This is a genomic window from Stutzerimonas kunmingensis (assembly GCF_021432085.1).
GTDB lineage: Bacteria > Pseudomonadota > Gammaproteobacteria > Pseudomonadales > Pseudomonadaceae > Stutzerimonas.
Genome location: NZ_CP090366.1, coordinates 3,437,127 through 3,457,466 on the forward strand (window position 1 = coordinate 3,437,127; position 20,340 = coordinate 3,457,466).

Sequence of the window (20,340 nt, forward strand, 5' to 3'; positions counted from 1 at the left end):
GTATCAGGCTGTTCCGTCCTGCAGCTGCGGCCTGCGGCTTGGTTAGTTGAGCTGTTCGACGCGAATGCGCACGACCTTGTCCGCCACATCATCGAGGGCTTCCAACGCAGCGATAGCATCGTCGATACGCTGCTCGACCACTCGATGGGTCACCAGAATCACAGGAACCAGACCGTCCTGGACTTCGGCCTCCTTCTGCATGATCGACTCGATGTTGATGCCACGCTCGGAGAGAATGGTTGCCACCTGAGCCAGCACGCCCGGATGGTCCTTGGCCTGGATGCGCAGGTAGTAGGCGCTCTCGCAGGCACTGATCGGCAGAATTGGATGATCGGACAGCGAGTCGGGCTGGAACGCCAGATGCGGCACGCGATTGTTCGGATCGGTGGTCAGGGCCCGGGTCACATCCACGAGGTCGGCTACGACTGCCGAAGCGGTCGGCTCCATGCCTGCACCGGCGCCGTAGTAAAGCGTGCTGCCGACGGCATCGCCATTGACCATGACCGCATTCATCACGCCATTGACGTTGGCGATCAGGCGGTCGGCCGGAATCAGTGTCGGATGAACGCGCAGTTCGATGCCAGCATCGGTGCGGCGGGCGACGCCCAGATGCTTGATGCGATAGCCCAGCGCTTCGGCGTAATTCACATCAGCCGTGGTCAGGCGCGCGATGCCCTCGGTGTAAGCCTTGTCGAACTGCAGCGGGATCCCGAAAGCGATGGACGCCAGGATCGTAAGCTTGTGCGCGGCATCAATGCCCTCGACGTCGAAGGTCGGGTCGGCCTCGGCGTAGCCGAGCTCCTGGGCTTCCTTGAGAACGTCCTCGAAGGTCCGCCCCTTTTCACGCATCTCGGTGAGGATGAAGTTGCCGGTGCCGTTGATGATTCCCGCCAGCCAGTTGATGCGGTTACCGGCCAACCCTTCACGAATCGCCTTGATGACCGGAATACCACCCGCGACCGAGGCTTCGAAGGCGACGATTACGCCCTTCTCGCACGCCTTGGCGAAGATTTCGTTGCCATGCACGGCGATCAGCGCCTTGTTGGCGGTGACCACATGCTTGCCATTCTCGATGGCCTTGAGGACGAGCTCCTTGGCCAGGGTATAACCGCCGATCAGCTCGACAACGATGTCGATTTCGGGGTTGTTCACGACATCGAAGATGTCCGCCGTGATGGCTGTCGTACCGGTATCGCACTTGGGATTCGGGTGCCGGGTGGCAATCTGCGCAACCTCGATTCCGCGCCCGGCACGGCGGGCAATCTCCTCGGCGTTGCGTTTGAGCACATTGAAGGTACCGCCACCGACGGTTCCCAGCCCACAGATGCCAACTTTCACCGGTTTCAAGCTGAACTCCCCATTCACAGCGAGACGACCGGACCTGCCGGTCGACAAAAGAGTCGCACATTACGAAGGGAGCAGCTTTTAGTCAATCAGCCTCGCCTTGCGGCGGGCGCGCCCCGTCGTCAAGTTCCAACCGCTGATGCCATTGCGCGAGCGACTCATCCGGGTATTCGGCAAAACAGCGATCATGTCCCTGTACCTGCGGCTCTACCCAACTGGCCTTGGAGTCGAGCATCAGATGCGTGTGCTCCGGCGGGATGGGCAGATCGGTGTCGATCGCCGATGCAAAGGGATGCACGAGCTCGGGCCAGTTCGGATCCCACAACCACAACGCACTGGCGCAGTGTCGACAGAAGTGGCGGCGACCATCACTGATCTTCACCTCGCCAGTCTCGGCATCGGTGATATGCGCCTGGTAGACGCCAAGATGCTCCCGCCCCTCGACCTGCAGGCTTCGATAGTCACCACCAAGATTGATCGCGTAGCCGCCGCCACCCGCAGTCTTGCTACAGATCGAGCAGTAGCAGCGCATGAAAGGATACGGCTGCGCGGATTCTAGGCTGAACCGCACAGCCTGACAGTGACAGGAACCTTCGAGCTTCATCACGACCCTCCTCATTCAGACCCTTAGGGTTTTGAACGCATCAGGCCAGCCAGTTCCACTATCGGCAATCAGCCCGAATGAATCGGACCAATGGCCTCAACGCATTACTCGGCAGCGAGCGCAACTTCCGCTAGCTGGGCCGCCGGCTGATAGCCAGGAATCATCTGACCGTTGGCGAGAATGATGGCAGGCGTGCCCTGTACGCCGATCATCTGGCCAAGCTGATATTGCTTTTCGATAGGCGTCTCGCAGCTGGCTGTGGGCAGATCTTCACGCGCCTTGGCCTTGTTCATGGCGTCCTGGCGATCCTTGGCGCACCACACGCTGGTCAGGGTATTGGCCCCGTGGCTACCCATGCCCTGCCGCGGAAACGCGACATAGCGAACCTCAACTCCGAGGCGGTTCAACTGCGAAACCTCGCTGTGCAGCTTCTGGCAGTAGCCACAGTCAGTATCGGTAAATACGGTGATATGGGTCTTGGGTTCCTTGGGCGCGAACACCACCATCTCGCTGGCCGGGATCGAGTTGATCTGCTTGGCCACCGACTTGCTTTGAGCTTGCTCGGTCAGGTTGACGGCCTGACCATCCTTGAACTGGTAGAGATAGCCCTGAATGACGAACTGCCCATCAGCGCTGGCATACAGCTGCCGCCCACCCTCCAGCTGAACCTGATAAACCCCGGGCATCGGGCTCTCGGCAATAGCCTCGATGGGCATGTCCGGCTGGATCTTCTGCAAAGACTGGCGAATCGCCTGATCCGGATCGGCAGCCATTACAACAACGCTGGCCAGACCTGCAACGACGGCAGCGAACAAACGAATCACGCCCATGGAAACTCCTGGCAGCGACAATCGGGGAAAGGCGCAAAGCCTATCATAGCCGTGCCGTACAAACTGCTAGCTGCTTCTCTGGGCCACCGCCGAGACCACGGCCTACCAGCGCCTGCGCTCTGCCCTAGCCGCGTGGATGGTGCGCCGCATGCAACTCCTGCAACCGCGCTCGCGCAATATGGGTGTAGATCTGAGTGGTCGACAGGTCGCTGTGACCAAGCAACATCTGCACGGTGCGCAGATCCGCGCCATGGTTGAGCAAGTGCGTGGCGAAAGCGTGGCGCAAGGTATGCGGTGAAATCGATGCGGCGACACCAGCGACCTTCGCGTACAGCTTGATCCGGTGCCAGAAGGTCTGGCGTGTCATCTGGCCACCGCGCTGACTGGGAAACAGCACATCACTGGCCTTGCCCGAGAGCAAGAGATCACGACCATCGCGCTGATAACGCTCCAGCCAGTGCAAAGCTTCATCGCCAAGCGGCACAAGACGCTCTTTATTGCCTTTGCCGAACGTTCGCACGACGCCCTGGCGCGTGCTGACCTGCTCGAGCGTCAGGCTGATCAACTCGGTAACCCGCAACCCGCAGGCATAAAGCACCTCGAGCATGGCGCGGTCACGCAGACCTAACGGCTCTCCAATATCTGGCGCCGCCAGCAATGCCTCTACATCGGCTTCGGACAGCGCTTTCGGCAAGGGACGTCCAAGCCGTGGCAGATCCACGCGCAAGGTCGGATCGACGGCGATCTCGCCCTCGCGTAACAGGTAGCGATAAAAGCCCCGTAAGCCTGACAGAAAGCGCGCCGTGGAGCGCGCCTTGTAACCATTGTTCAGACGCCATGCGAGGTGATCGAGAATGATCTGGCGCCCGGCGGTGGCAAGTCGAACGCCTCGCTCCTCCAGCCAGCCGTTGAACAATGCGAGGTCGCTGCGGTAGGCCTCGCGGCTATTGTCCGCCAGCCCTTTTTCCAGCCAGAGCGCATCGAGGTAACGGTCGATGATGGGGTCGTCGAGTGCAGGCATGACAGCTTCAATCAGAAGGGGTGCAACAGTTTTCCACAGGCGTCCCGATGCGGCCAGAGCGCAAACGAATCGGAATCTCTTCATCCGATCGCCGCCCCAATCGCAGGCACAAGTCTCGCTCCGCCGGAATCAGCAGGCCCTAGAAACGAAAAAAGCAGCCCGAGGGCTGCTTTTTTGCGGAACCGCGGTCTTAGACCAGCTTTTCCTTGATGCGGGCGGCCTTGCCGGACAGCGCGCGGAGGTAGTACAGCTTGGCCTTGCGCACGTCACCGCGACGCTTGACGCTGATGCTGTCGACCATCGGGCTGTAGCTCTGGAAAGTACGCTCGACGCCTACACCATTGGAGATCTTGCGAACGGTGAAAGCACTGTTCAGACCGCGGTTGCGCTTGCCAATCACGACGCCTTCGAAGGCCTGCAGACGCTGACGCTCGCCTTCCTTCACCTTCACCTGAACGATAACGGTGTCGCCCGGTGCGAACGGCGGGATTTCTTTGTTCATCTGCTCGGCTTCGAGCTGCTGAATGATCTTGTTGGTCATGCTGTGCTCCTAAGGTCAACCCTGTGGGTTGCCATCGATACGTTAACTATCGTCCTGCTGGCGGATGTATTCCGCCAGCAGCTTCTGTTCTTCTCCAGAAAGCGAGCGGCTATCCAGAAGATCGGCGCGTCGCTCCCAGGTCCTTCCAAGGGACTGCTGCAAGCGCCAGCGTCGGATGTGTTCGTGGTTGCCGCTGAGCAGCACATCAGGAACACATTTACCCGCATACACCTCAGGACGCGTGTAGTGCGGACAGTCGAGCAGGCCGTCGGTGAACGAATCCTCCTCGGCGGAACCAGCATGACCCAGGGCGCCCGGAAGCAGCCTCGTCACGGCGTCGATCAGCACCATTGCCGGCAACTCGCCACCGGACAACACGTAATCACCAATCGACCATTCCTCATCGACATGCGCTTCGATGAAGCGCTCATCAATACCTTCGTAGCGACCGGCAATCAGGATAAGCGCATCCTCTTTTGCCATCTCGCGGACATCAGCCTGTTTCAGCTGGCGCCCCTGCGGCGAGAGGTAGATCACCTTCGCCGTCCCACCCGCAGCCTGTTTGGCGTCAGCCAAGGCAAGCTCGAGCGGCTTGATCTTCATCACCATGCCGGGGCCACCGCCGAATGGGCGGTCGTCCACTGTTTGGTGGCGGTCTTCGGTGTAGCTTCTGGGGTTCCAGCAGGTCAACTGCAACAACCCCTGCTTCACGGCACGACTGGTAATCCCGTAGTCACATATCGCTGCGAACATATCCGGGAAAAGGCTGATGACCTCGACGCGCAAAGCGGACATGCCGTTCAGAAATCCGCGTCCCAATCGACCTGCATCTCGCCCGCTACCAGATCGATCTTCAACACGCATTGATCGGTGTAAGGCAGCAGACGCTCGCGATCGTCCAGGCTTTCAGCACAAGGCTTCACGACCATCACGTCGTTGGCTCCGGTTTCAAGCAGGTGATCGATCTGACCAAGCAACTGCTCAGCCTGATTGATGACCTTCAAGCCCTGAAGCTGATACCAGTAGTACTCACCGTCGTCCAAGGCGGGCAGTTCGCTACGCGGGATGCATATCTCGAAATCGGCGTAGGTACGCGCAACTTCGCGATCATCCAACCCACTCAGCGTTGCCACCAGGATCTTCCCCTGGAGGCGCCCCTTGACCAACTCGACCTGCTTCACCTCGTCGCCTCGCCTCAGCGTCCAGCGTCGATAGTCCAGCAGGTTGTCGATCGGATCAGTAAAGGAATAGACCTTTACGTCACCGCGCACGCCATGCACCGAAACGATCTTGCCGATGACAACTAGGTCATCGACCGGAGCAGACGTTGCGTTCATGAGATTCAGGCAGCGGCCTTGGCAGCTTCCTTCAGCAGCTGAGCAACGCGCTCAGACGGCTGTGCGCCCTGGCTCAGCCAGTAAGTAGCGCGCTCCTGGTTTACAGAAAGCTTCACTTCCGCACCAGTGGCGATCGGGTTGAAGAAACCGATGCGCTCGACGAAGCGACCATCACGCGGGTTGCGGCTGTTGGTCACGGTCAGGTGGTAGAAAGGGCGCTTCTTGGAGCCGCCACGGGCGAGACGAATAGTTACCATGTGAACATCGTTCCTGTAGTCGGTGCTAACTTACTTAAGGCACACACTTAAAATGGGCCTAGGCCCGAAAGGCCGCACATTTTAAGGAATGCCGGGGATTTTGCAAACTCTTTTACTAAAGGTCTCAGCCGGAGCTAGGCGATACCCGGCATCAGGCTGCAGACCGCATTACGTCGCGGCTCAGCGCCGCGACAAGACACTCTCTAGAACTTCGGCATGCCGCCGCCTGGGAACATGCCGCCCATGCCGCGCATCATCTTGGTCATGCCACCCTTGCCGGTGACCTTTTTCATCATCTTCTGCATCTGCTTGTGCTGCTTGATCAGCCGGCCGATATCCTGCACCTGGGTACCTGACCCCATGGCGATACGGCGCTTGCGCGATCCACTGATGATGTCAGGATTGCGTCGCTCGGCAGGCGTCATCGAGTTGATGATTGCCTCCATCTGCATGAACTGCTTCTCCGCTGCGCCCTGAGCATGCCCCATCTGCGACAGGTTGACGCCACCGATCGATGGCAGCTTGTCCATCAAGCCACCAAGGCCGCCCATGTTCTTCATCTGCTGCAGCTGATCGCGGAAGTCCTCGAGATCGAACCCTTTGCCCTTCTTGAGCTTCTTGGTGAGCTTCTCGGCCTTCTCGCGATCAAGGGTCTGCTCGGCCTGCTCGATAAGGCTGAGCACATCGCCCATGCCGAGGATGCGCGAGGCGATACGATCCGGATGGAAAGGTTCAAGGGCGTCACTCTTCTCGCCCATGCCGAGGAACTTGATCGGCTTCCCGGTCACGTGCCGCACCGAAAGCGCGGCACCACCACGCGCATCGCCATCCACCTTGGTCAACACCACACCGGTCAGCGGCAGCGCTTCGCCGAACGCCTTGGCGGTGTTTGCCGCGTCCTGGCCCGTCATGGCATCGACCACAAACAGCGTTTCGGCAGGATTGATCGCGGCGTGTACAGCCTGGATTTCGGCCATCATCTCGGCATCAACGGCCAGACGACCGGCAGTATCCACCAGTACCACGTCAATGAACTTGAGCTTGGCTTCACGGATGGCCGCCTGGGCGATCTCCACCGGCTTCTGGCTGATATCGGAAGGGAAGAAGGTCACACCCACTTCGCCGGCCAGGGTTTCGAGCTGCTTGATCGCAGCCGGACGATAGACGTCAGCCGAAACCACCAGCACGCTCTTCTTCTTGCGCTCCTTGAGGAAGCGCGCCAGCTTCCCCACGGTGGTGGTCTTGCCCGCCCCCTGCAGGCCGGCCATCAGCACCACGGCCGGCGGAGTGACCTGAAGCGCCAGGTCCTCGTTGGCCGCGCCCATCAACTCTTCCAGCTCTGCGCGAACGATCTTCACGAACGCCTGACCCGGAGTCAGGCTCTTCGAGACCTCGGTGCCAACAGCGCGCTCCTTGACCCGATTGACGAACTCCTTGACCACCGGCAGTGCGACGTCGGCCTCGAGCAGCGCCATCCGCACTTCACGCAGCGTGTCCTTGATGTTGTCCTCGGTCAGCTTCGCCTTGCCGGTGACGTGGCGAAGCGTTTGTGAGAGGCGGTCGGTTAGGTTTTCGAACATGAGCCATTCCACGCTGGGGTGCTGAAGGGCGAGATTATAGAAGGTGCGGGCGTCCGGCCGGTACCCCGACTGCACGGCTTTTCGTATTTACCTGGCCGCGCCAGCCGCCGCGCGACCCGAAGCCAGGGATGGATGGCGCAGCATGCGGCGCATCGCACGCCGTGACGATCCGTAACCCGGCCACCGCTTTTGCGCCTCGGGTCTTTGTGCCACACTCACGACCTTTCGAGCCCGTTACCGGAACTTATGCACCCTCTGCTACCCAGCCTTGCCGCCGCGGCTCTGTATGCCGGCGCCACGGGTTATCAAAGTTTGCGTCTGGCGCAACGCGCCGTGCCGGACAGACGTCTACTGCTGACAGTCGGACTGCTCGCTCTGCTTGCCCATGGGATCAGCCTTTTCATCCAGCTGATATCACCAAGCGGCCTGCACTTGGACTTCTTCACCGCCTCAAGCCTGATTGCCGCCGCTGTCATTCTGCTGATACTACTGGCGCTGTATCGGATGCCAGTGGAAAACCTGCTGCTGCTGCTCTTTCCACTGGGCTGCCTGACGGTACTCTTCGCCCAGTTCGCCCCATCCGGCACTGCACCTGCGATTGCCGAGGAGCCGGGCATACTCGCGCATATCCTGCTGTCGATCCTGGCCTACGGCATGCTGACCATTGCGGTCTTCCAGGCCTTGTTGCTGCTGCTGCAGGATCATCACCTCAAGCACAAGCATCCCTCGGGCCTGATCCGCAACTTCCCGCCTCTGCAGACGATGGAAAGCCTGTTGTTCGGCTTTCTCTGGGCAGGTTGGCTGCTTCTGTCCGCCTCACTGCTTTCCGGCTGGCTGTTTCTTGATGACCTTTTTGCGCAGCACCTGGTCCACAAGACACTCCTTTCGGTGGTTGCCTGGATCGTCTTCGGCCTGCTGCTGTGGGGGCGCCACCAGCTTGGCTGGCGCGGCTACAAGGCTATCCGCTGGACACTGGTCGGTTTCTGCCTGCTGATGCTGGCGTATTTCGGCAGCAAGCTCGTCCGCGAATTCATCCTGCACATCTGACGCAAACAGGCTAACCCGTGGAAAATCTACACCCCGGCTTTCTGGTCGGACTGCTGGTCTTTCTGCTGCTGTGCTCGGCATTCTTCTCCAGCTCCGAAACCGGCATGCTCAGCCTCAACCGCTACCGCCTCAGGCATCAGGCCAAGGAAGGGCATCGAGGCGCGCAGCGCGCCAGCGAACTGCTGGCCCATCCTGACCGCCTGCTGGGCACCATTCTGGTTGGCAACAACTTCGTCAACATCCTGGCCTCATCCATCGCCACCGTGCTCGCGATGCAGCTATGGGGCGAAGCAGGGATCGCGATTGCCACCATCGGCCTGACCATCATCTTGCTGATCTTCGGCGAAATCACGCCGAAAACCCTGGCCGCACTACGCCCGGAGATTGTCGCCTACCCGGTCAGCCTGCCGCTGAAGCTGTTGCAGAAGGTGCTTTATCCTCTGGTTGCCATGCTCGGCTGGGTAAGCAACGGACTGCTCAAGCTGCTTGGCGTCGACCTGTCCAACAAGGGCAACGACAGCCTGTCCACCGAGGAGCTACGCAGCGTCGTACGCGAATCCGGCACCGACCTGCCGCTGAATCGCCAGAGCATGCTGCTCGGCATTCTCGACCTGGAGCGGGTCACTGTCGACGACATCATGATTCCGCGCAACGAGGTTACCGGGATCGATCTCGATGACGATCTGGAATCAATCATCGGTCAGCTGCGCACCACGCCACATACTCGCCTGCCGGTGTTTCGCAACGACATCAACCAGATCGAAGGCATTGTCCATATGCGACAGATTGCCCGCCTGCTCAGTCATGACCAGCTAACCAAGGAAAGCCTACTCGAAGCCTGTAACGAACCCTATTTCGTACCGGAAAATACTCCGCTTTCCACCCAGCTGCTGAACTTCCAGAAGCAGAAGCGACGGATCGGCATCGTGGTCGACGAATACGGCGACGTCCGCGGCATCGTCACGCTTGAGGACATCCTCGAAGAGATCGTCGGCGAGTTCAGCAATCAGGACGTACTGCGCAGCCCGGATATTCACCCGCAGGACGACGGCACGCTGGTGATCGATGGCGCCGCCTACATTCGTGAGGTAAACCGGGCCCTCGGGTGGAAGTTGCCTTGCGACGGCCCCAAGACGCTCAACGGCCTCATCACCGAGGCCCTTGAGCACATGCCGGATAGCGGCATCTGCTTGCAGATCGGCAACTACCGGCTGGAAATCCTGCAAGCGGCCGATAACCGCGTGAAAAGCGTACGCGCCTGGACCATCGACGACACATCCTCGGACGAGCAGCAACCCGAGTAATCGGGCCGGCAGCAAGCCAGCCCGCCACCCTCACAGCTCCACTTTCACCGCAGCTGCTGCACGCAACGCCTTTTCTCTCGCCGCATCGATGGATACGTCCCGCGCCAGCGCGACACCCATGCGCCGTTGGCCGCTTACACCGGGCTTGCCGAACAGACGCAGCGCGGTATCCGGTTCTGCAAGCGCAGCAGCGAGATTGCCGAAGCTCACTTCGGTGGATTCACCTTCTACCAGAATCACCGCGGAAGCCGCAGAGCCCATCTGGCGGATGCACGGAATCGGCAGGCCGAGAATGGCCCGCGCATGCAGCGCGAACTCGGACAGGTCCTGCGAAACCAGTGTCACAAGGCCGGTATCGTGAGGACGCGGGGAGATTTCGCAGAACCAGACCTGATCGCCTTTGACGAACAACTCGACGCCAAAGATGCCCCGCCCACCAAGCGCCTCAGTGACCGCCAGTGCAATGCGCTTCGCCTCAACCATCGCGGTCGGCGCCATCGGCTGCGGCTGCCACGACTCCTGATAGTCGCCCTTCTCCTGGCGATGGCCGACCGGCTCGCAGAAGCTCGTGCCACCCGCGTGGCGCACCGTCAGCAAGGTGATTTCGTAATCGAAGTCGATAAAGCCTTCGACGATGACCCGCCCGCGACCTGCGCGACCACCGGCCTGCGCATAATCCCAGGCCGCATCGATATCGGCTTCGCTGCGCAACACCGACTGCCCCTTGCCGGACGAGCTCATCACCGGCTTGACTAGACAGGGAAAGCCCAGCGCCATCGCCGCCGAGCGACACTCTTCCAGCGAATCCGCGAAGCGATAGGGTGAAGTCGGCAAGCCCAACTCCTCTGCGGCCAGGCGGCGAATGCCCTCGCGATTCATCGTCAGCTGCGCGGCCCGGGCCGTGGGTATCACGGTGTAGCCTTCGCCCTCCAGCTCGACCAGGGTAGCGGTGGCGATGGCCTCAATCTCCGGCACGATGTAATGCGGTCGCTCCTGCTCGATCACCGCTCGCAGCGCAGCACCGTCGAGCATGTCGACCACGTGGCTGCGGTGCGCCACCTGCATGGCTGGTGCATTGGCGTAGCGGTCGACCGCTATGACTTCCACGCCAAGCCGCTGCAGCTCAATAACCAACTCCTTGCCAAGCTCGCCGCAGCCACAGAGCAGGACGCGCGTAGCGCTGGAAGACAATGGTGTACCTATTCTTGGCATGGAATCCTCGCGACTCTGGAAATACAATCGAACCCGGCACGCGCCTACATCAGCTGGCCACTGAGGCGAAGTCGCTCGCTGCAGCGTTGAAGCACCTCGCGCCGCTCCTCGTTGCTCATCAACCCCCAGCGCCGGATCTCATCCGCGCTGCGCTGGCAACCGACGCACAGGTCATCCTCATCCAGAGCGCAGAGACTGACGCAGGGCGAGGCGACCGGCTTTTCCTGCGCGTTCACTCATCGCGCTCCAGCTCACGCGCGTAGCGCTGAGCGTTATGCACGTAGTGAGCGGCGCTGGCTTCGAGCATCTTCTTCTGCTCATCGCTCAGCTCACGCACCACTTTGCCCGGCGAGCCGACCACCAGTGAGCCATCGGGAATTTGCTTGCCCTCGGCAATCAGGGTGTTGGCGCCAATGATGCAGTGCTTGCCGATCTTCGCCCCGTTGAGCACCACCGCATTGATGCCGATCAGGCTGTAATCACCGACCGTGCAACCGTGCAACATGGCGTTGTGGCCGACCGTGACGCCGGTACCCAGGGTCAACGGATGCCCCATATCGGTGTGCATCACGCTGCCGTCTTGCACGTTGCTGTTCTCACCGATGTGGATCAACTCGTTGTCACCACGCAGAACGGCGCCAAACCAGACGCTTGCACCCGCATCCAGCCTGATCTTGCCGACCAGCGTGGCATTGGGGGCTACCCAGCTTTGCGGATGCGCTTCGACCCGCGACTCTCCCAGACGGTATTTCACGACACACCTCTTCTTGTCAGTTGTACTCAGGCCACAGGAATGCCGCTCGACCCTGCGACGTTGCAGCTCAGGGCTCGCGCCGCCCGGACAGATCAATGAATGCGGCAGGCGCGCGGCGCATTTCGATGCCGGCGTCGTATATGACATTGACCAGCTCGACGATCATGATCGCGGTCAGGCCCCAAATCTGGTATTCGCCATAGCGGTAGGACGGGATGTACCAGCTCTGTCCCTGGTAATCGATGCGGTGCGTGACCTCGCGCGGATCCTCGCAGAAGAATTCCAGCGGCACAGAAAACACGGAGGCGATTTCGGCATCGTTGGCGCGGTACTCGACATAGTCCGGAACCAGACCGACGTAAGGCGTGACGTGGATGCCATGCACCGACACCAGGCTGCTGAGCGGGCCGACGACCTCGACCATGCCTGGCGCCAGGCCTACCTCTTCCTCGGCCTCACGCAGCGCGGTGTGCAGTAGATCGCGGTCTTCCGGATCGCGTCGACCGCCGGGGAACGCCACTTCTCCACCATGGGTGGAAAGACCGGCGGCGCGGAGCGTCAGCACCAGCTCCGGCGACTCGCTGCGGGTGATTGGCATCAACACGGCCGCCTCGGGCAGGCGGCCTTCCGGCTCCAGAAGATGCGGGGAATGAGCGCGCACCCGGTGGAGTATTGTGTCCAGCATGTATTTTCTCGTTTCGTCTTTGATCGGCATCATGGCATGAAAGGCGGAGCCGCCCAAGGCCCGGAGAGCGCCAAACGAGAAGCTCCAACGCCTCGATGCGATATCAATGTTACAACTGCGAACCAGGCGGGTCAGAGCCACCCCGAATGGCGCAGAGGCTGCCTTGCCGAATCCGTGTGAACGGCCCAATATTTCCCGGAGCAATCAGGAAGGCGCCCATGAAATACTGCAACCAGTGCGGCGATCCGGTGCTGGTCCGCGTACCGGACGGCGACAACCGGCCGCGCTTCGTCTGCGACAGCTGCCAAACGGTGCACTATCAGAACCCGAGGATCGTCGCCGGCTGCGTACCCGTCTGGGATGATCGCGTGCTGCTCTGTCGACGTGCTATCGAACCTCGCCGGGGCTATTGGACCCTGCCGGCCGGCTTCATGGAGAACGGCGAAACCATGCAGCAGGCCGCAGAGCGCGAAACACTCGAAGAGGCCTGCGCCAGAGTGCGTGACCTGCAGCTGTATACCCTGTTCGACCTGCCACATATCAATCAGGTCTACATGTTCTTCCGCGCTGAGCTCGTCGATCTGGACTTCTGTGCCGGAGACGAAAGCCTGGAAGTGAAGCTCTTTCATCAGCAAGACATCCCTTGGTCCGAGCTGGCTTTTCCGACCATCGGCCGTACCCTAGAATGCTTCTTCGCCGACCGGGTGCAGCAGACCTTCCCGGTGCGCAACGAGGCCGTGACAAGCTATCGCAACCGCCAGCAGGGCCACGCCCGCGCAGACTGAAGTGTCTGCCGGACCGGCTGGCACATACAGGTCTGATGAAGTTCGAAGGAAAGCCTCGATGCGCTGGCTGCTCGCCCTGCTCTGCCTCACCTTTACCGCATTTTCCCACGCCAATGCGACGCCCAGCCTGGGCGGTTCACCCATCGACAAAGTCCTGGTAATCAAGTCGGAACGCAAACTCCATCTGGTCAGCGCTGGCCAGACACTCAAGAGCTATCGCGTTTCGCTGGGCAAACAACCCGACGGCGCAAAGCTGCGCGAAGGCGACAAGCGCACGCCGGAAGGCTTCTACTGGATCGACTGGCGCAAGACCAGCGACAAGTACAACCTGTCGATGCACATCTCCTACCCCAACGCGCGTGACCTGGCCCGCGCACAGCAGGAAGGCGTAGCTCCTGGAAGCATGATCATGCTGCACGGCACACCACTGGATGAGGAGTATCCGGAGTGGTTCTTCCACACCCTGGACTGGACCGAGGGCTGCATCGCGCTGAGCAACAGCGACATGCGCGAGATCTGGGCGCTGGTCAAGGATGGCACGCTGATCGAGATTCGCCCGTAACGTCAGGAATTAATGCCGGGGGCGCCGCAACCGCCAGGACTGCCCCGACCCGTTAGGCTAGAACTGCATGTCGGACAAACGCCAGACGTCGAACGCAGGCGTTTCATACGGATGGGCCTTCTTCATTGCCTTCACGCTGTCGTGAATCAGCTCGTCCGCCACAACCAATTCGACCTTCCACTCGGGAACGTGCTGCACCTGCCCCGTCTGCCCGATAAAAGGCTGACTACCCTCCAACGGGCGGTATTGCCCTTGCCCCAGCACCTGCCAGCAGCAACTGTCATATGCGCCTATGCGGCCAGCGCCGGCGGCGAATACTGCTTTCTTGACCGCCTCCAGATGACTGTCTGGAACATAGAAACACAGCTTGTACATCGACCTCTCCGTGCAGATGAGCCCGACCTCCACCGGCCGAGCGAACTGGCATTCTGCCATCCGTGTGCGCACCGAATAGTGCGGCGCGTCATAGCTCAGACGACGCTTTGCGCTGCCGGTTCATAGACCTTTGTCACAAATGAAAAAGCCCGCCGATATGCTATCGACGGGCTCCCCGGGATTGGCCAGATTGACCCGGTCGGTCAGTCGACCCAGACCCGCGCATTGCGGAACATTCGCATCCAGCCGCCGTCTTCCTGCCACTCGTCAGGGCGCCAGGAGTTGGTCACGGCGCGGAACACCCGCTCCGGATGCGGCATCATGATGGTCACGCGGCCATCGCGGCTGCTGAGACCGGTGATACCGCGCGGCGAGCCGTTCGGGTTGGCCGGGTAACGCTCGGTGACCTTGCCGTGGTTATCCACGAAGCGCAACGCCACGGTGCCGGAAAGATCTGCCTGCAGCATGGCCTCTTCGCTCTCGAACTCCGCATGGCCTTCGCCGTGGGCGATGGCGATCGGCAGACGGGAGCCGGCCATGCCCTGCAGGAAGATCGATGGCGAATCCTGAATCTGAACCATCGCCACCCGCGCCTCAAACTGCTCCGAGCGGTTACGCACGAAGTGCGGCCAATTCTCGGTGCCCGGGATCAGCTCGTGCAGGTTGCTCATCATCTGGCAACCATTGCACACGCCGAGAGCGAAGCTGTCCTTGCGCTCGAAGAAGGCCTGGAAGCCATCCCGTGCACGCGCATTGAACAGGATCGACTTGGCCCAGCCTTCACCGGCGCCGAGCACGTCGCCGTAGGAGAAGCCACCGCAGGCCACCAGGCCCTTGAACTCCTCAAGGCTGACACGCCCGGAAAGGATATCGCTCATGTGCACGTCGACCGCGGCGAAACCGGCGCGGTCGAACGCCGCCGCCATCTCCACCTGGCCATTGACGCCCTGCTCGCGCAGCACCGCAATCTGTGGACGAACGCCACGCTTGATGTAGGGCGCCGCGATGTCCTCGTTCACGTCGAAGCTGAGCTTGGCACTGAGACCCAGGTTGTCCTCTTCGAGCAGCGCGTCGAACTCCTGATCGGCGCACTCGGCGTTATCGCGCAGACGCTGGATCTGGTAACTGGTTTCTGCCCACTGGCGCTGCAGCAAGCGGCGCTCACCGGCGAAGACTTCGTTTTCGCCGTGCTTGATCGACACATGGCCATTGTTGACCGGCTGACCGATGACCGCGACACAGTCACCCAGACCGGCTGCGCTGAACTGTGCCAGCACGATCTCGGTGTCGTCCTGACGCACCTGAATCACCGCACCAAGCTCCTCGTTGAAGAGCATCGGTGCGACATCTGCGGCACTCTCCAGCAGGCCATCGAGATTCAGACTCAGGCCACAGTGACCGGCAAACGCCATTTCCAGCACAGTGGTCAGCAGACCACCGTCGGACCGGTCGTGGTAGGCCAGTAGCAGACCATCGGCGTTCAGCCCCTGGACCACGGCGAAGAACGCCTGCAGGTCTTCGGCATCATCGACGTCGGGCGCCTGGCGACCAAGCTGACCATACACCTGCGCAAGGATCGAAGCGCCCATGCGGTTCTGGCCGCGTCCCAGATCGATCAGGATCAGGTCCGTTGCGCCCTTGTCCAGGCGCAGCTGCGGGGTCAGGGTCTGGCGGATATCAGTGACCGGGGCGAAGCCGGAAACGATCAGCGACATCGGCGAGGTCACGCTTTTCTCGGCGCCCTCCTCCGACCAACGGGTCTTCATTGACATCGAGTCCTTGCCCACCGGGATGGTCAGGCCCAGCTGCGGGCACAGCTCCATGCCGACGGCGCGCACGGTGTCGTACAGCCGCGCGTCTTCGCCGGGGTGGCCGGCGGCGGCCATCCAGTTGGCGGACAGCTTGATGTCGGAGATTTTCTCGATGCGTGCCGCTGCCAGGTTGGTCAGCGTTTCGCCGATGGCCATGCGACCCGACGCCGGAGCGTCCAGCAGCGCCAGCGGCGTACGCTCGCCCATTGCCATGGCCTCGCCGGTGTAAACGTCGTAGCTGGTAGCCGTGACGGCGCAGTCGGCGACCGGCACCTGCCAAGGACCGACCATCTGATCGCGCGCTACCTGGCCGGTGATACTGCGGTCGCCGATGGTGATCAGGAAGCTCTTGCTGGCGACCGCTGGGTGGCGCAGCACCCGGGTGACCGCCTCATTCAGATCGACAGTAGCCGCATCGAAGTCATCGCCCAGCTCCGCTTCGCGGCTGGCGCTGCGGTGCATGCGCGGTGGCTTGCCGAGTAGCACTTCGAGCGGCATGTCCACCGGGGTGTTGCCGAAATGGCTGTCGGTGACGGTCAGCTGTGGCTCTGCGGTCGCCTCGCCGACAACCGCGAACGGGCAGCGCTCACGTTCGCAGATAGCCTGGAAACGCTCGAAATCGGCGGCACTGACGGCCAGCACGTAACGCTCCTGGGACTCGTTGCTCCAGATCTCGTGCGGGGCCATGCCCGGCTCGTCGTTAGGCACGTTGCGCAGTTCGAAGCGGCCACCGCGGCCACCGTCGTTGACCAGCTCCGGGAAGGCATTGGAAATGCCACCGGCACCGACGTCATGGATGAAGGCGATGGGGTTCTCGTCGCCCAGCTGCCAGCAGCGGTCGATGACTTCCTGGCAGCGGCGTTCCATTTCCGGGTTCTCGCGCTGTACCGAGGCGAAATCCAGATCGGCCGAGCTGGCACCGGTCGCGACCGAGGAGGCGGCGCCGCCGCCCAGGCCGATCAGCATGGCCGGCCCGCCGAGCACGATCAGCTTGGCGCCAACGGTGATCTCGGCCTTCTGCACGTGATCTTCACGGATATTGCCCATGCCGCCAGCGAGCATGATCGGCTTGTGATAACCACGCACCTCGTCGCCGCGCGGCGTGTTGATCGACTGCTCGAAGGTACGGAAGTAACCAGTCAGCGCCGGGCGGCCGAACTCGTTGTTGAACGCGGCGCCGCCCAGAGGGCCTTCAATCATGATGTCCAGCGGCGTGACGATGCGTTCCGGCTTGCCGTAGGCCTGTTCCCACGGCTGTTCGAAGCCGGGGATGTTCAGGTTGGAGACGGTGAAACCGGTCAGACCGGCCTTTGGCTTGGCGCCGCGGCCGGTGGCGCCCTCGTCGCGAATCTCGCCACCGGAACCGGTGGAAGCACCCGAGAACGGCGAGATCGCGGTCGGGTGGTTGTGGGTTTCCACCTTCATCAGGATGTGCACCGGCTCCTGCACCGCGCCGTATTGGCGGGTTTCAGCATTGGGGAAGAAACGCCCTGCGGTGTGGCCGACGATGACCGACGCGTTGTCCTTGTAAGCGGACAGCACGTTCTCGCTGTGCATCTGGTAGGTGTTCTTGATCATGCCGAACAGCGACTTGTCCTGGCTCTCGCCGTCGATGTCCCAGCTGGCGTTGAAGATCTTGTGGCGGCAGTGCTCGGAGTTGGCCTGCGCGAACATCATCAGTTCGATGTCGTGCGGGTTGCGCTTGAGGCCCTGGAAGGCACTGACCAGATAATCGATTTCGTCTTCGGCCAGGGCCAGGCCCAGGTCGGTGTTGGCCTTTTCCAGCGCGGCGCGACCGCCACCGAGGATGTCCACGGCAGTCAGCGGCTTGGGCTCGGCATGGCTGAACAGGTTGGCGGCTGCTTCGAAACGATCGAGCACCATTTGCGTCATGCGGTCGTGAAGCGCTGCGGCAATCAGCTGTGCATCGCTATCGGAAAACTCGCCCTGCACGTAATAGGCGATACCCCGCTCCAGCCGCTGGACCTTCTCCAGCCCGCAGTTGTGGGCGATATCGCTGGCCTTGCTCGACCACGGCGAAATGGTGCCGAAGCGAGGCACCACGAGGAACAGCCGCCCGGCAGGTTCCTGCACCGGCACACTGGGGCCGTACTTCAGCAGGCGGGTCAGTACGTTCTGCTCATCCGCGCCGAGCGTGCCGGAAACCTCGGCGAAATGGGCGAACTCGGCATACAGCCCGCTGACGGCGGGGACCTTATCGGACAGTTGTGCCAGGAGCTTGCCATGACGGAAGGCGGAAAGAGCGGGAGCGCCGCGCAGGATCAACATCGTCGGAACAGCCTCGGAGGGGGGAGCAGTCGGGGCGCGTATTCTAGCCCATGACGGCGGCCGAGGCTAAGGCTGAACACAGCCAGGCGCCGCGTGTTCCGACGGCACGCCAGGCCCGGCTTGGATCAGTGCAGGATCTGGCTGAGGAACAGCTTGGTCCTGTCGTTGACCGGGTTTGTGAAGAACACCTCTGGCTCGGCCTGTTCGACGATCTCGCCCTTGTCCATGAAGATCACCCGATCCGCCACGGTGCGGGCGAAGCCCATCTCATGGGTCACGCAGAGCATGGTCATGCCGCTTTCGGCGAGGCTGACCATGGTGTCGAGCACCTCCTTCACCATTTCCGGGTCGAGGGCCGAAGTCGGCTCATCGAACAGCATGATCTTCGGCTTCATGCACAGCGCACGGGCGATCGCCACGCGCTGCTGCTGACCGCCGGAGAGCTGGCCGGGAAACTTGTTGGCCTGCTCCGGGATGCGCACGCGCTCCAGATAATGCATGGCGATTTCCTCGGCCTGCCGTCGCGGCAGCTTGCGCACCCACATTGGCGCCAGGGTGCAGTTCTGCAACACGGTCAGGTGCGGGAACAGGTTGAAGTGCTGGAACACCATGCCGACTTCGCTGCGGATCGCCTCGATCTGCTTGAGGTCGCTGGTCAGCTCCACGCCGTTGATGACGATGCGCCCCTGCTGGTGTTCCTCCAGGCGATTGAGGCAGCGAATGGTGGTGGACTTGCCGGAGCCGGAAGGCCCGCACAGCACGATGCGCTCGCCCTGGCGCACGGAGAGGTTGATGTCCTTGAGTACATGGAACTGGCCGAACCATTTGTGCACGCCCTGCATGCGGATGACCGGCTCGCTGCTCTGCTCGGCCTGCGCGTTTGAATCACTCATATATCACTCCTAATGCTTGTGGCCGGTGTCCAGCTTGCGCTCCAGGCGCATCGAATAGCGGGACATGCCGAAACAGAACATCCAGTACACCAGCGCGGCGAACACGTAACCCTCGGTGGACATGCCTAGCCAGGCCGGATCCGCAGTGGCGCGCTTGATGCTGTTGAGGAAGTCGAACAGGCCGATGATGATCACCAGGCTGGTGTCCTTGAACAGGGCAATGAAGGTGTTGACGATGCCTGGGATTACCAGCTTCAGCGCCTGCGGCAGGATCACCAGCAGCGTGCTGCGCCAGTACCCCAGGCCCATGGCCGCCGCCGCCTCGTACTGCCCCTTGGGGATCGCCTGCAGACCGCCACGTACCACCTCGGCGATGTAGGCGGCCTCGAAGAACACCACCATCAGCATTGCCCGCAGCAGCTTGTCGAGGCTCATGCCTTCGGGCAGGAACAGCGGCAGCATCACCGAGGACATGAACAGCACGGTGATCAACGGCACGCCGCGCCAGAACTCGATGAAGGTCACGCAGAGCACGCGAATAGCCGGCATGTCCGAGCGCCGTCCCAATGCCAGCAGAATGCCCAGCGGCAAAGCACCGGCAATGCCCACGGCAGCGATCACTACGGTCAGCATGAGCCCGCCCCACTGACTGGTAGGCACCGTCTGCAGGCCGAGAAAGCCACCATGCAGCAGCCAGTAGGCTAGCAGCGGGTAAACCAGCAGATAGCCCAACCCGTAGCGCAACTTGTGTGGCATCTGCCGCAGGAACAGCGGCGCCGCACCGATGATCGCCAGCCAGGCTGCCGCATCGACTCGCCAGCGCAGCTCCGTCGGATAGAAGCCGTACATGAACTGGCCGAACCGGGTCTGAATGAACACCCAGCAGGCGCCTTCGCGGCTGCAGTCGGCGCGGGTTTCACCGGTCCAGTCGGCCTTGAAGATGGCCCATTCGAGTACCGGCGGCACAATCAGCCAGAGCAGGTATAGCCCTACCAGCGTCAGCAGGGTATTGATCCAGCTGGAAAACAGATTGGCCCGTAGCCAGCCGAGCGCACCGATGCTGATCGTCGGTGGCGGCAGGTCGGGCTTGAAGGTATGGATGGTCATGC

General features: G+C 61.6%; 21 protein-coding genes. 4 read left to right on the top strand and 17 right to left on the bottom strand.

Translation table 11 applies throughout. The features are described 5' to 3' along the window. Nucleotides 1–42 precede the first annotated feature (42 nt). The 9 genes from LW136_RS16290 to ffh form a co-directional block, all read right to left on the bottom strand. A complete protein-coding gene (locus LW136_RS16290) occupies nucleotides 43–1,347 on the bottom strand; it encodes a homoserine dehydrogenase (protein WP_003303438.1) in 1,305 nt (434 codons plus the stop codon). An 82-nt stretch (nucleotides 1,348–1,429) separates the two neighbouring features. Further along, nucleotides 1,430–1,948, bottom strand: a complete 519-nt coding sequence (locus LW136_RS16295) for a GFA family protein (RefSeq protein ID WP_234173190.1) — start codon at nucleotides 1,946–1,948, stop codon at nucleotides 1,430–1,432. Between the two features lie 104 nt (nucleotides 1,949–2,052). Further along, complete coding sequence (locus LW136_RS16300; RefSeq protein ID WP_234173191.1) at nucleotides 2,053–2,778, bottom strand: thioredoxin fold domain-containing protein; 726 nt, start codon at nucleotides 2,776–2,778, stop codon at nucleotides 2,053–2,055. 124 nt (nucleotides 2,779–2,902) lie between these two features. Further along, nucleotides 2,903–3,799, bottom strand: coding sequence for a site-specific tyrosine recombinase XerD (gene xerD / locus LW136_RS16305; protein WP_234173196.1), 897 nt, complete (start codon nucleotides 3,797–3,799; stop codon nucleotides 2,903–2,905). Between the two features lie 190 nt (nucleotides 3,800–3,989). Next, nucleotides 3,990–4,340, bottom strand: a complete 351-nt coding sequence (gene rplS, locus LW136_RS16310) for a 50S ribosomal protein L19 (protein ID WP_003303444.1) — start codon at nucleotides 4,338–4,340, stop codon at nucleotides 3,990–3,992. Between the two features lie 42 nt (nucleotides 4,341–4,382). Continuing rightward, on the bottom strand, nucleotides 4,383–5,135 hold the full coding sequence (gene trmD, locus LW136_RS16315) for a tRNA (guanosine(37)-N1)-methyltransferase TrmD (protein ID WP_234173197.1): 753 nt from the start codon (nucleotides 5,133–5,135) through the stop codon (nucleotides 4,383–4,385). Between the two features lie 5 nt (nucleotides 5,136–5,140). Continuing rightward, a complete protein-coding gene (rimM, locus tag LW136_RS16320; protein WP_125898675.1) occupies nucleotides 5,141–5,677 on the bottom strand; it encodes a ribosome maturation factor RimM in 537 nt (178 codons plus the stop codon). Between the two features lie 5 nt (nucleotides 5,678–5,682). Then, on the bottom strand, nucleotides 5,683–5,934 hold the full coding sequence (rpsP, locus tag LW136_RS16325) for a 30S ribosomal protein S16 (protein ID WP_003293628.1): 252 nt from the start codon (nucleotides 5,932–5,934) through the stop codon (nucleotides 5,683–5,685). Nucleotides 5,935–6,137: 203 nt separating this feature from the next. Continuing rightward, nucleotides 6,138–7,514, bottom strand: a complete 1,377-nt coding sequence (gene ffh, locus LW136_RS16330; RefSeq protein WP_014821241.1) for a signal recognition particle protein — start codon at nucleotides 7,512–7,514, stop codon at nucleotides 6,138–6,140. A 246-nt stretch (nucleotides 7,515–7,760) separates the two neighbouring features. On the opposite strand from ffh, the gene LW136_RS16335 reads away from it, so the two are divergent. Continuing rightward, the gene (locus tag LW136_RS16335; protein WP_045666001.1) at nucleotides 7,761–8,561 is read left to right on the top strand and encodes a cytochrome C assembly family protein; all 801 of its coding nucleotides are present in this window, start codon (nucleotides 7,761–7,763) and stop codon (nucleotides 8,559–8,561) included. Between the two features lie 17 nt (nucleotides 8,562–8,578). Beyond that, entirely contained in the window at nucleotides 8,579–9,865 is a 1,287-nt protein-coding gene (locus LW136_RS16340; protein WP_014821243.1) for an HlyC/CorC family transporter, read from the top strand. A 30-nt stretch (nucleotides 9,866–9,895) separates the two neighbouring features. Here LW136_RS16340 and purT read toward each other — a convergent pair whose 3' ends face one another. The 4 genes from purT to LW136_RS16360 form a co-directional block, all read right to left on the bottom strand. Then, entirely contained in the window at nucleotides 9,896–11,077 is a 1,182-nt protein-coding gene (gene purT / locus LW136_RS16345) for a formate-dependent phosphoribosylglycinamide formyltransferase (RefSeq protein ID WP_234173199.1), read from the bottom strand. A gap of 44 nt (nucleotides 11,078–11,121) precedes the next feature. Continuing rightward, nucleotides 11,122–11,313 (bottom strand): DUF1289 domain-containing protein, encoded by a 192-nt coding sequence (locus tag LW136_RS16350; protein ID WP_014821245.1) that lies wholly within the window; start codon nucleotides 11,311–11,313, stop codon nucleotides 11,122–11,124. Further along, complete coding sequence (locus tag LW136_RS16355; protein ID WP_234173201.1) at nucleotides 11,310–11,831, bottom strand: gamma carbonic anhydrase family protein; 522 nt, start codon at nucleotides 11,829–11,831, stop codon at nucleotides 11,310–11,312. The genes LW136_RS16350 and LW136_RS16355 overlap by 4 nt, the downstream gene beginning before the upstream one ends. A 67-nt stretch (nucleotides 11,832–11,898) precedes the next feature. Continuing rightward, nucleotides 11,899–12,516: a CoA pyrophosphatase gene (locus LW136_RS16360; RefSeq protein ID WP_014821247.1), complete on the bottom strand. Its 618-nt coding sequence runs from the start codon at nucleotides 12,514–12,516 to the stop codon at nucleotides 11,899–11,901. A 218-nt stretch (nucleotides 12,517–12,734) separates the two neighbouring features. Between LW136_RS16360 and LW136_RS16365 the strand changes: the two genes are divergently transcribed. Together LW136_RS16365 and LW136_RS16370 are read left to right on the top strand one after the other, a co-directional pair. Beyond that, on the top strand, nucleotides 12,735–13,301 hold the full coding sequence (locus tag LW136_RS16365) for an NUDIX hydrolase (RefSeq protein WP_014821248.1): 567 nt from the start codon (nucleotides 12,735–12,737) through the stop codon (nucleotides 13,299–13,301). A 58-nt stretch (nucleotides 13,302–13,359) separates the two neighbouring features. Continuing rightward, entirely contained in the window at nucleotides 13,360–13,863 is a 504-nt protein-coding gene (locus LW136_RS16370; RefSeq protein WP_014821249.1) for a L,D-transpeptidase family protein, read from the top strand. 57 nt (nucleotides 13,864–13,920) lie between these two features. Here the strand turns inward: LW136_RS16370 and LW136_RS16375 are convergent, their stop codons facing one another. The 4 genes from LW136_RS16375 to LW136_RS16390 all read right to left on the bottom strand — a co-directional run bounded on the left by LW136_RS16375 (nucleotide 13,921) and on the right by LW136_RS16390 (nucleotide 20,338). Beyond that, nucleotides 13,921–14,238, bottom strand: coding sequence for a YqfO family protein (locus LW136_RS16375; RefSeq protein WP_041014753.1), 318 nt, complete (start codon nucleotides 14,236–14,238; stop codon nucleotides 13,921–13,923). A 203-nt stretch (nucleotides 14,239–14,441) separates the two neighbouring features. Beyond that, nucleotides 14,442–18,338: a phosphoribosylformylglycinamidine synthase gene (gene purL / locus LW136_RS16380; RefSeq protein WP_044313810.1), complete on the bottom strand. Its 3,897-nt coding sequence runs from the start codon at nucleotides 18,336–18,338 to the stop codon at nucleotides 14,442–14,444. Nucleotides 18,339–18,463: 125 nt separating this feature from the next. Next, nucleotides 18,464–19,231 carry an amino acid ABC transporter ATP-binding protein gene (locus tag LW136_RS16385; RefSeq protein ID WP_003303466.1) on the bottom strand — a complete coding sequence of 256 codons (768 nt, stop codon included), beginning with the start codon at nucleotides 19,229–19,231 and terminating at the stop codon, nucleotides 18,464–18,466. A gap of 9 nt (nucleotides 19,232–19,240) precedes the next feature. Continuing rightward, nucleotides 19,241–20,338, bottom strand: coding sequence for an amino acid ABC transporter permease (locus LW136_RS16390; RefSeq protein ID WP_014821252.1), 1,098 nt, complete (start codon nucleotides 20,336–20,338; stop codon nucleotides 19,241–19,243). Between the last annotated feature and the right edge of the window lie 2 nt (nucleotides 20,339–20,340).